Consider the following 13,742-nt stretch of genomic DNA (forward strand, 5'->3'; position numbering starts at 1 on the left):
GCCACGCGCCGGTGGGGCCGGACCCGGCCTATGGTGCTAGCCAGGCCCCGGCAGGAGTGTTGCGAGCGACGGTGAAGCCCAGCGCAATGACGGCGCCGCTCATCCAGAGCAGCCTTCGTAGCCGCTCTGGCATCTGCCGCTGGGGGACGCCGCGCCAGCCGCGGATGGTCCAGGCGAGCAGCGCCACGATGGCGATCGGGATGCCGATGACCGCCAGCAGGTTACTGGAGGCGGCGGCGCCGACGTTGCCGTTGGTGAGATCGTTGACAGCGCGCAGTCCGCCGCAGCCCGGGCAGTAGATGCCAGCCACGGAGAGCGGGCAGACGCCCCAGCTGTAGCTGTGATGCGGGTCGCGCAGGTGGAGCGCCAGGGTCGCCGCCGACAGGCTGCCGATGGTGACCAGCGGCGCACGGAGACGTTGCCAGCGGGTCGCCGGCTCCACCTCGACCGCGAGGGACATCTCGCTAGTGGCCGACGCCGTTGTAGCCGAGCTTCGACAACACGACGAAGAGCACCCCGGCAACGACCACGAGGGCGACGCCGATCCAGAAGACGACGTAGTTGATCGGGCTCAGCATCAGGCCGACGCTGCCGACGACGAAGCCCAGCAGAGCGACGGCGACGGCGCTCCAGGCCGCCGGAGTGTTGCCGTGGTTGTCAGACATGGGGGTCAGTCTATTCAGACGGCTTCTCGGGTGAGGCATCGGTCGGATCGAGACCCTGGTCGAGCGCCTTCCAGACGTCGAGGTTCTCCGAGATGCCGGCAGCGGGCACGGCCGCCGGGGCGTCGTACTTCCTGCTCATCTCGGGCCAGGTGGGAGCCAGACGTACCGCGGCCACAGAGGCGAGGAGCGCGAGCAGCAGGCACCCGGCGGCGATGATCGGCCAGGCGGTGATGCTCGCGGAGCCGAGGATGCCGTCCTCCTCGCGGGCGGCGTCGTGGGTCAGCCGTAGGCCGGTGGCGACGGTGACCAGCGCGCCGGCAGCGGCCAGGGCGGCCAGCCCCGCGATGGCCCGGCGGAACCTGCCGCGGGTGACGAGGACAACGCCCCAGGCGGCCAGGGCCACCAGCGCCAGGGCGTTGGTGACGGGCGAGTCGAACCTGGTCAGCAGCTGCTCGGGCAGCTGGGGCCGCTCCCCCGTCCACCAGTTCTTGGTGGCGGCGACGGCCGCGAACCCCGAGCCTGCGGCGCCGGCGGTGACGGTGGGCCAGAAGGACCTCAAGACAGCAGGCCAGCGTCGAAGCAGGTGCGCTCGCCGGTGTGGCAGGCGGGACCCTCCTGGTCGACCTTGAGAAGCACGGTGTCGCCGTCGCAGTCGAGCCTGACCTCCTTGACCCACTGACGGTGGCCGGAGGTCTCGCCCTTGATCCAGTACTCCTGGCGGCTGCGGGACCAGTAGGTCGCCCGGCCCGTCGACAGGGTGCGGGCCAGCGCCTCGTCGTCCATCCAGCCCAGCATCAGCACCTCGCCGGTGTCGTGCTGCTGCACCACGGCCGGCACGAGTCCGTCGGGGTTGCGCTTGAGCCGCGCGGCGATCTGGGGGTCGAGGGTGCTCACGGGTCCCATTATCCGTGCTGCGCCACCCAGGAGGCGTGCAGGCGTCCGTAGGCGCCGCCCTCGCCGACCAGCGCCTGGTGCGGTCCGCGCTGCACGATCCGTCCATCGGCCACGACGACCACCTCGTCGGCTGCCTCGGCAGTCGAGAGCCGGTGGGCGATAGTGACGCTGGTGCGGCCGGTCATCAGCGACTCCAGTGCCCGGTTGATCCGCATCTCCAGGTAGGGGTCGACGGCGCTGGTGGCCTCGTCGAGCACCAGCAGATCGGGGTCGGCGAGCCGAGCGCGCAGCAGCGCGACGAGTTGCCGCTCGCCGGCACTGAGCGACTCACCGCGCTGGCCGGCCCGCGTCTGCAGGCCGCGCGGCAGTCTCGCGAGCCAGTCGCCGAGGCCGAGCGAGGTCGCGGCGGCCGCGATCTCCTCGTCGGTGGCCGACAGCCGACCGTAGCGGACGTTGGCGGCGAGGGTGTCGTCGAAGAGGAAGCCCTCCTGAGGGACGAGGACGACGCTGCTGCGCAGCGAGTCCTGTCGGATCCGGCGCAGGTCGATGCCGTCGAGCCTGACGACACCGCTGGTCGGGTCCATCAGCCGGGTGAGCAGTTTGGCGATGGTCGACTTGCCGGAGCCGGTCTCGCCGACGACGGCGACCCGGCTGCCGCGTGCGATCGACAGGTCGATGTCGTGGAGGACCGGCGCGCCGCCGGGGTAGGCGAAGGTGACGCCCTCGAACCGGACCTCGATCGGACCGCGCGGCAGGGTGGCGCCGTCCTCGCCGGGGTCGACGAGGTCGGCCGGGGTGTCGAGGATGCCGATGACACGGCGCCAGGAGGCGATGGCGTTCTGGGCTTCGGTGAGGATCTGGGTGCCCATCTGCACCGGACCCACGAAGAGCGTCACCAGGAACGCGAACGCCAGCACCTTGCCGGCGGTCATGTCGGCACCCCACCAGCCGCCACCGGGGATGTGCTCGGCCCGGCCCAGCCAGATGCCGGCCAGGATCACGCCGGCGTTGGCGAGGCCGGCCGAGATGCCACCGAGGGAGAAGGAGACCACAGTGAACAACTGCGCCCGGGTCTGGGCCTCCCGGTTGGCGTCGATGGCGGCGTCGATGCGGTCTTGGGTGCGGTCCTCGACGGCGTACGCCTTGACCACCGCCGCCCCGACGACCGGCTCGGAGACGGCGGACAGCAGCGCCGCGACGGTCTGCCGGACCACGGTGTAGGCGGCCGACAGCTTGCGCTGGAACCACCTGATGCTGAGGAACAGTGGGGCGAAACAGACCCATACGACCACGGCAAGCGGCCAGGAGTAGACCGCCATCACTACCGTGGCCACCAGCATCTGGCCGACGCTGACCACGAATAGCAGTCCCCCGAAGACCAGGAACTGGCTGACCTGGTCGACGTCGCTGGTGACCCGGCTCACCAGCGCGCCGCGGCGCTCGGTGTTCTGGGTGAGCATCGGCAGGTCGTGGACGTGGCGGAACGCCTTGGTCCGTAGGGTCGCCAGGCCCCGCTCGGCGTTGCCGAAGAGCCGTGCCGTCATGGCGTACGACGCCCACCCGGTCAGCAGGATCGCTACGGCCGACACTGTGGCCGCCGCAAGGGTGAAGCCAAGGTCGGCGCCGCCCTCGGCGCCGAGGCCCTTGTCGAGGGTCTGCTGGACGGCGACCGGCACGATCACCTGGCCGACGCTGGCGATGACCGCCAGGAGCAGGGTCACCCCGATGCCAGCGGTGAGCTCGGGCGAGTGTCTGACGCCCCGGCGGATGGTCTCGATGGTGCCCAGCTCGGCGCCGCTGTCAACCGTGCTCACGCCGTGGCCTCGGCCTCGTAGGCATTGACGAGGTCGGCGTAGGTGGGGCTGCGGTCGAGCAACTCGGCGTGACTGCCGCGGTCGACGATCCGTCCGCCGGCGAGGTGGACGACCTCGTCGGCCAGCCCGATGGTGGCCTTGCGGTAGGCGACCACGACCAGAGTGGGGCCGCCGACCGCTGAATGCTCGCGCAGCCCGGCCAGGATCCGGGCCTCCACCTCGGGGTCGACGGCGGAGGTCGCGTCGTCGAGGATCAGCAGCCGGGGCCGGCGCACCAGCGCCCGGGCGAGCGAGATCCGCTGGCGCTGACCACCGGACAGCGAGGTGCCTCGCTCGCCGAGACGGGTGTCGAGGCCGTGTGGCAGCCCCGAGACGAACCCGTCCGCCTGCGCGGTGCGCAGCGCATTCCAGACCTCGTCGTCGGAGTAGGCGCCGCCCAGGGTGACATTGCCGCGCACGGTGTCGTCGAAGAGGAACGCGGTCTGCGGCACTACCGCTACTGCGGTGGCGAGCTGGCCGTGCGCCAGGTCGCGCAGGTCGACGTCGTCGATCCGGATGCTGCCGCTGTCGGGATCGACGAGCCGGGTCAGCAGAGTCACCAGTGTGCTCTTGCCCGCCGCGGTCGCGCCGACCACCGCGACGGTACGGCCGGGCTCGGCGGCGAAGGAGACGTCGGCGAGGAGCGGCTCGTCGTAGTGGAACGCCACCCGGTCGAGCGTCAGCCGAGCACCGGCATCGGTCGTGGGCAGCGAGGAGGCGCCGTACGGCATGCTCCCGGTGGCGTCGAGGACTGATCGCACCCGACGGTAGCCGACGACGCTGCGCGGGAACTCGCCGAGCAACCAGCCGATGGACCTGATCGGGAAGGAGACGACCGTGAGCAGGTAGGCCACCGTGACAACGTCGCCGGCCACCGTCGCGCCGCTGCGGACACGGGCAACGCCGACGAGCAGCACCACGAGCACGCCGAGGTTGGGCAGCGCCGCCAGGGCCGGGTCGAAGGCGGCGCGGATGCGTCCAGCGCGAATGTTGACGTCGCGCAGCTCGCTGGCCTTGGCAGCGAAGCGGTCGGTCTCCTCGCTCTCCCGGCCGAGGGTCTTGATCACCAGCGCGCCATCGAACGACTCGTGAGCGATCTCGCTCAACTCGGCGCGCAACTGCTGCGCCCGCGTCATCAGCGGTGAGCTGAGGCGCTGGAAGAGGAGGTTGGCCAGGATCGTCGCCGGGAAGATCAGCAAGCCCACCAGAGCGAGGACCAGGTCCGCCACGAACATCTGGACCACCGCGATGGCCATCATTACCAGCGTGCCCACCGCCATCGGCAGCGGCGCGATCGGTCCCCAGGCGGCCTCGACGTCGGAGTTGGCGTTGGACAGCAGCTCGCCGGCCGGGTGTCGCTGATGCCACGACATCGGCAGGCCGAGATACTGCCGGGTCACGGCACGCCGGGAGTGCGCCTGCATCCGGTACTGCATGATGCCGGCACCGAGCCGCCGGGCGACGATGCCGACAGCGCGCAGCAGAGCGACGCCCACGAACAGGCCGAACACGGCCCAGAGCAGCCCCGCGCCGACGTCCTCGCCGTCGAAGGCCGGCAGTAGCACATGGTCGGTGGACCATCCCAGAACCCAGGCGTCGGCGACCGTCAGCACGCCGAACAGGGCGCTGCCGATCGTCGAGGCTGCGAAGACCCACGGCTCTCGCCTGATGGCGACCCCGAGAACCCGGAACCCGTCGAGTGTCGTCGCCCGCCGAGAATCGCTCACGACGTCCGAACCTAGCCGCCGCCGCAGACATTCCTGCCGGGAGGGTCAAGCCACCGCCGAGGCTGATGACTCACTGCCCAGGTGAGGCGACACCCAACTCAGTGGACAATACCAAACTAGTTGGGCGGACTAGCTGTCGCGCCGCCGACAAGGTTGAGCGCGTGCCTGACCGCGAGCCTCCTGCCTCCTACATCAGGGCAGCGGCTCGGCTCGGTCAGCTGGTGCGATCCAGGCGCGAGCAACTCGGCTGGACCCAGGAGCGTCTCGCCGAGGCGGCGGGCATGTCGCGCAACCAGATCCAGAACATCGAGAACAACCGCAACAACACCAAGGACCCGCAGACCGGCAAGCCAGGCCCGGGCAATGCCCGACTGGAGACGATCTTCCTGCTTGCCGAGGCGCTCGACGTCAGCGTCCACGACCTCATCGATCCCGGCGACTGACCTCCGGACTGGGCGACCCTGCCGGGTCACGCCACTTCAGGAGGACCGGTCGGCGGCGCGGAGGACCGGTAGGCGCGGCCGGCCGGAGTCGTGATCTCCACCTGATGAGGCTGGCCAGACTCACTGACCGGCCGCACCCGCCATGCCGTCGCCTGCTTGGCGTGGTTGCACTGCTCGCACAGGCCTTGTCCATTGTCGACGGAGGTCCTACCACCCAGCTGGACCGGCTCGGCGTGATCGATATGGCGAATCGGCGCGTTGCACCACGGGGTGCGGCACCACTGGTCGCGCAGTCGTATGAACTCGGCAAGCTGCCGGGGAAAGAATCGCTTGCCCGACTCCATCGCTATCAGCCGACCGTCCTCCGGGGCGGTGAACAGCCGCCGAATCCAGATCTTGGTCCTGGCGTCGACGGCATCGGCGACCATCGCCCGGGCGAGGCCGCCGGGAATCGGGCCGAAGCCCTCGACCCTGGCCGGCAGGTTCGCGCCTTGGAAGAGCGTTGCCAGGGACATCGTCAGGTTGATCCCCACTGGCACTGCGGGGCTGCCTGTTGTCGGGGCGTCCCCAGAGAGGACCCGCGCAGCCAGGGTGTCGGCCATGACCTGACCGCGGTTGGTCGCGATGCCCGCGGCGACGGCAGCATCGGCGGCGCGCTTCAGCGAGGCATAGGCCGCCACCCCCTGCGCCACCGGGAGCAGCGCGGTGAGGTAGACCATGGCGTCCGGGGCAGGTCGGATCGTGACGGTCCGCTCGGACTCCGCCTTTGCCTGGCGGCGAGCGATGCTGGCGGCGTCCAGCTCCGCTCCACGCGCCCGGGCGCGGCCAGCCAGCTCGCGGTCTCCCATGCGCGAGAGCCGCACCGGGTCCGAGGCCAGCTCGCGGTCGATCTGTCGTCGGTCGGCCAGTTCGAGACAAGCGGTCTCGCGAGCCAGGATCGTCGCCCGCCACTCCGAGATGTGGCCCTGGTCGAACGCCGACTTGGCGTTCGGCATCTCGGCACTCAACACCTTCGCGAGTCCGAGCATCTGCCGTCCCCGTCGCGGTGAGACCCGACGCGCCAGCGCGATCTGCTCCGCCACACCTCGGCCGTGCAGATGCTCGGGCAGACCACGGGATGCAGCGATCGCTCGCTGCGAGGCGTCGAAGGCCGCTGCCAACCTGGCCTGTCGTGCCTCGAGCGCACACTTCAGCTGCTCGATCTCGCGAATCTCATCGATCCGCTCCCCGTCGTCGGTCGGGAGGTCGACGTGCGTGATGCGCTCCCGCCAGCCTCGCAGCACCTGCACGGTGATCGGCGGCAACGGCATCGACATCAGGGCACCTCCTCGCGTGCGCACGACAATCTGTCGTTCGCCGCTCCTGGAGGCCCGAATCTGGGCTATTACCTACCCTCGCGACTGACGAGCCCTTCTCCGGATCACCTCTCGCGGTGCCAGTGCCCTCGGGCTTCGCCTGAGCAGGACACTACGTCGGCCCGCCGACAGTCCCCGAAGACTGGTCTAGACAACCGTTGCCGCCACGCGCCGTCTCAGCGGACCGGCTGGCCGGCCTCGCGCAGCGCGGCCTTGACCTCGGCGATCCGCACCTTCCCGAAATGGAAGACGGTCGCCGCCAGCACCGCATCGGCGCCGGCGGCGACCGCCGGCGGGAAGTGCGCGGCGGTGCCGGCGCCGCCGGAGGCGATGACGGGGATCGATACCTCGCGGCGTACGGCGGCAATGAGCTCGAGGTCGAAGCCGTCCTCGGTCCCGTCGGCGTCCATGGCGTTGAGCAGGATCTCTCCCGCGCCGAGCGAGGCCGCCCGGGCGGCCCACTCGATCGCGTCCAGCCCGGCCGACTTGCGGCCGCCGTGCGTGGTCACCTCGAAGCCGGAGGCCGCGCCGGACGCACGGCGGGCGTCCACCGACAGCACCAGCACCTGGTTGCCGAAGCGGTCGGCCACCTCCGCGATGAGCGACGGATCGTTGATGGCGGCGGTGTTGACGGCCACCTTGTCGGCGCCCGCCCGCAGCAGCCGGTCGACGTCCGCGACCGACGACACTCCGCCGCCGACGGTCAGCGGGATGAAGACCTGCTCGGCCGTCGCGGAGACGATCTCCATAGTGGTGGCGCGGCCCTCGTGGGAGGCGGAGATGTCGAGGAAGGTCAGCTCGTCGGCGCCCTCGGCGTCATAGGTACGGGCCAGCTCGACCGGGTCGCCGGCGTCGCGCAGCTCACGGAAGTTGATGCCCTTGACCACTCGGCCGGCGTCGACGTCGAGGCACGGGATGACCCGGACCGCCAGTGACACGGTGGCTCACGCCCCCTTGGTCACGGCCAGCGCCTCGGCCAGCGACAGCGACCCGGTGTAGAGCGCGGTGCCGGCGATGGCGCCCTCGACGCCTCCCCGAGATCCGGCAGGGCGCACCAGGGTCATCAGGGCACGGATGTCGTCGATGGTGGTCACGCCGCCGGAGGCGACCACCGGCCGGTCGGTGGCCTCGCACACCGAGCGGAGCAGGTCGAGGTTGGGGCCCTGCAACATGCCGTCCTTGTTGACGTCGGTGACGACATAGCGGGCGCAGCCCTCGCCGTCGAGCCGGGCAAGCGTCTCGAACAGGTCGCCGCCGTCGCGGGTCCAGCCCCGGGCGGCCAGGGTGCGGCCACGGACGTCGAGGCCGACGGCCACCCGGTCGCCGTACGTCGCGATGGCGCGCGCACACCACTCCGGCTGCTCCAGCGCGGCGGTGCCGATGTTGACGCGCGCACAGCCGGACTCCATGGCGTGCTTGAGAGACTCGTCGTCGCGAATGCCGCCGGAGCGCTCGACCTTGATGTCGACGGCGGCCGTCACCTTGGCGAGCAGGTCGGCGTTGGAGCCGTGGCCGAACGCGGCGTCGAGGTCGACGAGGTGGATCCACTCCGCGCCCAGCTCCTGCCAGCGCAGCGCGGCCTCGATCGGGTCGCCGAAGACCTTCTCGGAGCCGTCGACGCCCTGCACCAGCTGCACGGCGCGGCCGTCCTTGACGTCGACGGCGGGGAGGAGCTCCAGATATCTCACAGTGTTCCGATCCAGTTGCGAAGGAGTACGGCGCCCGCGTCGCCCGACTTCTCGGGGTGGAACTGGGTCGCCCACAGCGGGCCGTTCTCGACGGCGGCGACGAACCGGTCGCCGTAGTGCTCCGACCAGGTCACCAGCGGGGCGCGGGTGCGGTCGTTGGTGACCAGGTCCCATGACCGGGCCGCATAGGAGTGGACGAAGTAGAACCGCTCCCCCTCGACGCCCTTGAAGAGCTCCGAGCCGGAGGACACCTCGACGGTGTTCCAGCCCATGTGCGGCACGATCGGTGCCTCCAGCCGGGAGACCACGCCGGGCCACTCGCCACAGCCCTCGGTGTCGACGCCGTGCTCGATGCCGTGCTCGAAGAGGATCTGCATCCCCACGCAGATGCCGAGCACCGGGCGGCCTCCGGCGAGTCGACGGGCGATGATCCGCTCGCCGCGGATGGCGCGCAGACCGGCCATGCAGGCGGCGTAGGCGCCGACGCCCGGCACCAGCAGCCCGTCGGCGGCCAGTGCGGTGTCCAGATCGCTGGTCAGCTCGACCTCGGCGCCAACGCGCTCCACCGCGCGCACGGCGGAGCGGAGGTTGCCGGAGCCGTAATCGAGGACGACGACCTTCTTCACAAAGCGCCTTTGGTGGAGGGGATCCCCGTCTCCCGAGGGTCGAGCGCGATCGCATCGCGGAACGCACGGGCGAACGCCTTGAACTGCGTCTCGACCAGGTGGTGCGGGTCGCGCCCGGCGAGCACCCGGACGTGCAGGGCCAGGTGGGCGTGGAAGGCGATGGTCTCGAAGACGTGACGGGTCAGCGAGCCGACATAGCCGTCGGTGCCGATCTGGACGTAGATCTGCCCCTCCGGCTCGCCGGTGTGCACACAGTAGGGCCGGCCGGAGACGTCGACGACGGCCTGCACCAGCGCCTCGTCGAGCGGCACCGTGGCGTCGCCGAAGCGGCGTACCCCCCGCTTGTCGCCCAGCGCCTCGCGCAGCGCCTGGCCGAGCACGATGGCGGTGTCCTCGACGCTGTGGTGGGCGTCGATGTGGGTGTCGCCGCTGGTGTGGACGGTGAGGTCGACCAGCGCGTGCCGGGCGAAGGAGATCAGCATGTGGTCGTAGAACCCGACGCCGGTGGAGACGTCGTGGCGGCCGGTGCCGTCGAGATCCACCTCGACGAGCACCTTCGACTCGCTGGTCTGCCGCTCGATCCGTGCGGTCCTGGCTGCAACACTCATGGGCTGGTCACCTCTGTCAGTGCGTTCTTGAAAGCCGTCATCTCCTCGGGGGTGCCGATCGAGACCCGCAGCCAGCCGTTCGGGCCGGTCTCCCGGATCAGCACGCCCCGGTCCAGCAGACCCTGCCAGACCGCGTGCCGGTCGGCTAACCTGCCGAACAGCGCATAGTTGGCGTCGGAGTCGGTCACCTCGTAGCCCTCGGCGCGCAGCCACGCCACCGTCGCGTCGCGCTCCTCGCGCAGTGCGGCGACGTTGCCGAGCAGCTCGTCGGCGTGGCGCAGCGCCGCCAGCGCGGCGGCCTGGGTGACCGCCGAGAGGTGGTAGGGCAGCCGGACGACCCGGATGGCGTCGCAGATGGCGGGATCGGCGGCCAGGTAGCCCAGCCGCAGCCCGGCGCCCGCGAACGCCTTGCTCATCGTCCGGGTGACCACGAGGTTGCGATAGGAAGCCAGCTGCTCGAGCGCACTCGGCACGCCCGCGCGCCGGAACTCGCCGTAGGCCTCGTCGACCACCACGATGCCGTCCTCGCCGACGGCCTCGCAGAGCGCGACGACCGCCTCCGGGGGCAGCGCGGTGCCGGTCGGGTTGTTGGGGCTGGGCAGCAGTACGACGCTGGGCCGCACCTCCTCCACCAGCGACCGCGCCTTGTCGAGGTCGAGCGAGAAGTCGTCCTCACGGACACCGGCGACCCACTCGGTGCTGGTGTCGCGGGCGTACTCGGGATACATCGAGTAGGTGGGTGCGAAGCTCACTGCGGTCCGGCCGGGGCCGCCGAAGGCCTGCAGCAGCTGCAGCATCACCTCGTTGGAGCCGTTGGCCGCCCACACCATCTCCGGGGTGACCGCAGCGTCGCGGGAGAGGTACGCCGCCAGCGCGGTGCGCAGCGCGACGAACTCCCGGTCCGGGTAGCGGTGGAGCGTGGCGGCGGCAGCCGCCACCGACGCGGCGATGTCGGCGATGCAGGCCTCGGAGGGGCCGTAGGGGTTCTCGTTGACATTGAGCTGGACGGGGACGTCGAGCTGCGGCGCGCCGTAGGGCTCGATCCCGGCGAGCTCGGGCCGGATCGGGGGGAAGGCCATGACTACTCCGCCGTCGCGTCAGGAGCGAACCGGACCGACACCGCGGCGCCGTGGCCGGGCAGGTCCTCGGCATGGGCGAGCCGGACCACGTGGTCCCTCACCTCGGCCAGTCCCTCGCGGCTGTAGTCGACGACGTGGATGCTCTTGGTGAAGGCGCGCACCGAGAGCCCGCTGGAGTGGCAGGCGCAGCCGCCGGTCGGCAGCACGTGGTTGGAACCGGCGCAGTAGTCGCCCAGGCTCACCGGTGCGAACGGCCCGATGAAGATCGCGCCCGCGTTGTGGACCCGCGCCGCCCGCTCGTGGGCGTCGGCGGTCTGGATCTCGAGGTGCTCGGCGGCGTAGGCGTCGACGACCGCGAGCCCCTGCTCCAGGTCGTCGACCAGCACGATGCCGGACTGGCTGCCGGCCAGGCTGGTCCGGATCCGGTCGGCGTGCTTGGTCACCGAGACCTGCTTGTCCAGCTCGGCCTCGACATCGTCGGCGAGCGTCTCCGAGGGGGTGACCAGCACCGCCGCGGCCAGCGGGTCGTGCTCGGCCTGGGAGATCAGGTCGGCGGCGACGTACGCCGCCTCGGCGGTGTCGTCGGCGAGGATCGCGATCTCCGTGGGGCCGGCCTCGGAGTCGATGCCGACCTTGCCCTTGACGAGCCGCTTGGCGGTGACGACGTAGATATTGCCCGGGCCGGTGATCAGGTCGACGGGGGTGACCCCGGGGAGGCCGTAGGCGAACATCGCGATCGCCTGGGCGCCGCCGACGGCGTAGACCTCGGTAACGCCGAGCAGGGCACATGCGGCCAGGATCGTCGGGTGTGGCAGGCCAGCGAACTCCCGCTGTGGCGGCGAGGCGAGGGCGATCGAGCGGACGCCGGCGACCTGGGCGGGCACCACGTTCATCAGCACGCTGGAGACCAGCGGGGCCAGCCCGCCGGGGACGTAGAGCCCGACACGTCCCACGGCCACCTTGCGGTGGGTCACTCGCGCCCCCGGCGCCAGGTCGGTGACCGCGTCAGCCTCCAGCTCGGCGGTGCAGGTGGCGCGGAGCCGGCGGATCGACTCCTCCAGCCCGGCGCGGACCTCGGGGTCGAGGTCGGCGAGCGCGCTGTCGAGCGCCTGGCGCGGCACCGCGATCTCGCTCTGCTGGACGCCGTCGAAGCGGGCGTTGAACTCCAGGACGGCCTCGACGCCACGGTCGCGGACGGCGTCGATGATCGGCTGCACGACATGGGTGGCGGCCTCGATGTCGAACTCTGCGCGCGGCACGGCGGCGCGGTAGTCGACGGGCGCGGCGGCGTCGGACGCCGTGCCCCGGAGGTCGATTCGCCGGATCATGCTCAGATTCTACGAGGCAGCCGACCCGCGCCGCCTCTGAGATAGCGGGCGTGGACATCAGGCTAGGTTGGCGTCGTGAGCGACGCGCTGCCGATGTTCCCGCTCAATATGGTGCTGTTCCCTGGCGTGAGCGTGCCACTGCACGTCTTCGAGGACCGCTATCGCGCCATGGTCCACCATCTGCTGCGCATCGAGGACCCGGCGCAGCGGCTGTTCGGCTCGGTGGGCATCCGGGAGGGCTGGGAGGTCGGCTCGCACGGGTCGCAGTCGCTCTACCGGGTGGGCGTCAAGCTGCAGCTGGGCGAGGTGGAGTCCCATCCCGACGGCAGCTTCGACATCGTCGCGGTGGGCCGGTGCCGGATCCAGCTCGACCGGCTCGACACCAGTGGGCTGTTCCCGGCCGGCCACGTCGTCGACCTGCCCGAGCAGCCGGCGACCGTGCCGGCGGACGTCAGCGACCGGGCCCGGGCGACGTTCACCGCCTACCGGGCCGCGCTGGCCGGGCTGCGCGGCGATCCGTTCTCGGGGACGCTGCCGCGCGACCCGGAGTACCTCTCCTGGACGCTGGCCGCCTGTGCCCCGCTGCCGCTGGCCGAGCGGCAGTCCCTGCTGGAGGCGGGCGATGCCGGCGAGCGGCTCATCCTGGTCACCGACCTGCTGCGCGCCGAGTTGCGCGCGATGAACGTCATCCCGTCGCTGCCGGCCACCGAGGTGGCCCGGACCAGCTGGTCGCCCAACTGAGGTGGGCGTTCCAGAAGTGGACCCGGGGCGGCCGCTGTCGCCCGAAGTGCCGACTCGCGCGGGCAGACTCCCCGGACGATAGTCGAGGACCATGATCAGGGTCGCCACCGTCGACAATCACGAGATTGTCCGTGACGGCGTCGTGGGACGGCTGGCGGGGAGCGCGCCCGAGATCGGGGTCGTCTCCTCCACCGCGAACGTCCAGGAGCTGTTCGACTCGCTCGCCGCCGGCATCGAGGTCGACGTGGTGCTGCTCGACCTGCATCTGCAGGGATGCGACTCCACAGCCTGGATCCCGACTCTGGTCGAGCGAGGCATGAGAGTGCTGCTCTACACGACCGAGGAACGGCCTGTCCCGCTCCGGCAGGCGATGCGGGCCGGGATCTGCGGCCTCGTCCTCAAGTCGGATCCGGCGGGCGCGATCGTGGACGCGATCTGGGCGACCGAGGACGAGGGCTTCTACTGCTCGGGGACGCTGGCCCATGTGCTGCTGACCGACGAGATGATCCTCGCGGACCTGTCCCCACGCCAGTCGGAGATCCTGAGGCTGCTCGAGGAGGGCCTCGACTACCGGGCGGTCGCCTCGCTTCTCGGATTCTCCGAGGGGGCGCTCAAGACGCATCTGTCACGGGTACGCGACAAGTTCCGCAAGATCGGGGTCGAGCCGCGCAACACCCACCACATCATCAGGCTCGCCCGGGACCAGGGGCACCTGACCTGATCGCGGGGCGCCGA

General features: G+C 71.0%; 16 protein-coding genes. 3 read left to right on the top strand and 13 right to left on the bottom strand.

Annotated features, from left to right (window positions below; genetic code table 11):
* Positions 1-28: 28 nt before the first annotated feature.
* From QM595_RS06540 to QM595_RS06565, 6 genes are read right to left on the bottom strand one after another with little or no spacing between them, the layout of a single operon-like run.
* Positions 29-460: a DUF2752 domain-containing protein gene (locus tag QM595_RS06540; protein ID WP_415170729.1), complete on the bottom strand. Its 432-nt coding sequence runs from the start codon at positions 458-460 to the stop codon at positions 29-31.
* A 4-nt stretch (positions 461-464) separates the two neighbouring features.
* Positions 465-665, bottom strand: a complete 201-nt coding sequence (locus tag QM595_RS06545) for an HGxxPAAW family protein (protein WP_415170730.1) — start codon at positions 663-665, stop codon at positions 465-467.
* Positions 666-675: 10 nt separating this feature from the next.
* Positions 676-1,224, bottom strand: a complete 549-nt coding sequence (locus QM595_RS06550; RefSeq protein WP_415170731.1) for a Trp biosynthesis-associated membrane protein — start codon at positions 1,222-1,224, stop codon at positions 676-678.
* Positions 1,221-1,568: a phosphoribosyl-AMP cyclohydrolase gene (gene hisI / locus QM595_RS06555; RefSeq protein WP_415170732.1), complete on the bottom strand. Its 348-nt coding sequence runs from the start codon at positions 1,566-1,568 to the stop codon at positions 1,221-1,223. Before hisI ends, QM595_RS06550 begins: the two co-directional genes overlap by 4 nt.
* Positions 1,568-3,373: an ABC transporter ATP-binding protein gene (locus QM595_RS06560; protein WP_415170733.1), complete on the bottom strand. Its 1,806-nt coding sequence runs from the start codon at positions 3,371-3,373 to the stop codon at positions 1,568-1,570. Before QM595_RS06560 ends, hisI begins: the two co-directional genes overlap by 1 nt.
* Complete coding sequence (locus QM595_RS06565; RefSeq protein WP_415170734.1) at positions 3,370-5,139, bottom strand: ABC transporter ATP-binding protein; 1,770 nt, start codon at positions 5,137-5,139, stop codon at positions 3,370-3,372. Before QM595_RS06565 ends, QM595_RS06560 begins: the two co-directional genes overlap by 4 nt.
* 161 nt (positions 5,140-5,300) lie before the next feature.
* On the opposite strand from QM595_RS06565, the gene QM595_RS06570 reads away from it, so the two are divergent.
* The gene (locus QM595_RS06570; protein ID WP_415170735.1) at positions 5,301-5,582 is read left to right on the top strand and encodes a helix-turn-helix domain-containing protein; all 282 of its coding nucleotides are present in this window, start codon (positions 5,301-5,303) and stop codon (positions 5,580-5,582) included.
* 26 nt (positions 5,583-5,608) lie between these two features.
* Here the strand turns inward: QM595_RS06570 and QM595_RS06575 are convergent, their stop codons facing one another.
* The 7 genes from QM595_RS06575 to hisD form a co-directional block, all read right to left on the bottom strand.
* Positions 5,609-6,898, bottom strand: coding sequence for an HNH endonuclease (locus QM595_RS06575; protein ID WP_415170736.1), 1,290 nt, complete (start codon positions 6,896-6,898; stop codon positions 5,609-5,611).
* 215 nt (positions 6,899-7,113) lie between these two features.
* The gene (hisF, locus tag QM595_RS06580) at positions 7,114-7,875 is read right to left on the bottom strand and encodes an imidazole glycerol phosphate synthase subunit HisF (protein ID WP_415170737.1); all 762 of its coding nucleotides are present in this window, start codon (positions 7,873-7,875) and stop codon (positions 7,114-7,116) included.
* A gap of 6 nt (positions 7,876-7,881) precedes the next feature.
* The gene (gene priA / locus QM595_RS06585) at positions 7,882-8,625 is read right to left on the bottom strand and encodes a bifunctional 1-(5-phosphoribosyl)-5-((5-phosphoribosylamino)methylideneamino)imidazole-4-carboxamide isomerase/phosphoribosylanthranilate isomerase PriA (RefSeq protein WP_415170738.1); all 744 of its coding nucleotides are present in this window, start codon (positions 8,623-8,625) and stop codon (positions 7,882-7,884) included.
* Positions 8,622-9,251, bottom strand: a complete 630-nt coding sequence (hisH, locus tag QM595_RS06590) for an imidazole glycerol phosphate synthase subunit HisH (protein ID WP_415170739.1) — start codon at positions 9,249-9,251, stop codon at positions 8,622-8,624. Before hisH ends, priA begins: the two co-directional genes overlap by 4 nt.
* Positions 9,248-9,859 carry an imidazoleglycerol-phosphate dehydratase HisB gene (gene hisB / locus QM595_RS06595; protein WP_415170740.1) on the bottom strand — a complete coding sequence of 204 codons (612 nt, stop codon included), beginning with the start codon at positions 9,857-9,859 and terminating at the stop codon, positions 9,248-9,250. Before hisB ends, hisH begins: the two co-directional genes overlap by 4 nt.
* Entirely contained in the window at positions 9,856-10,938 is a 1,083-nt protein-coding gene (locus QM595_RS06600) for a histidinol-phosphate transaminase (protein WP_415170741.1), read from the bottom strand. Before QM595_RS06600 ends, hisB begins: the two co-directional genes overlap by 4 nt.
* A 2-nt stretch (positions 10,939-10,940) precedes the next feature.
* Entirely contained in the window at positions 10,941-12,266 is a 1,326-nt protein-coding gene (hisD, locus tag QM595_RS06605; RefSeq protein ID WP_415170742.1) for a histidinol dehydrogenase, read from the bottom strand.
* Positions 12,267-12,341: 75 nt separating this feature from the next.
* Here hisD and QM595_RS06610 point away from each other — a divergent pair, with 75 nt between their 5' ends.
* Together QM595_RS06610 and QM595_RS06615 are read left to right on the top strand one after the other, a co-directional pair.
* Positions 12,342-13,007, top strand: a complete 666-nt coding sequence (locus QM595_RS06610; protein WP_415170743.1) for an LON peptidase substrate-binding domain-containing protein — start codon at positions 12,342-12,344, stop codon at positions 13,005-13,007.
* A gap of 91 nt (positions 13,008-13,098) precedes the next feature.
* Entirely contained in the window at positions 13,099-13,728 is a 630-nt protein-coding gene (locus QM595_RS06615; RefSeq protein ID WP_415170744.1) for a response regulator transcription factor, read from the top strand.
* Positions 13,729-13,742: the final 14 nt, after the last annotated feature.

Origin of the sequence: Nocardioides sp. (assembly GCF_047607185.1) — a bacterium.
Classification (GTDB): Bacteria; Actinomycetota; Actinomycetes; order Propionibacteriales; family Nocardioidaceae; genus Nocardioides.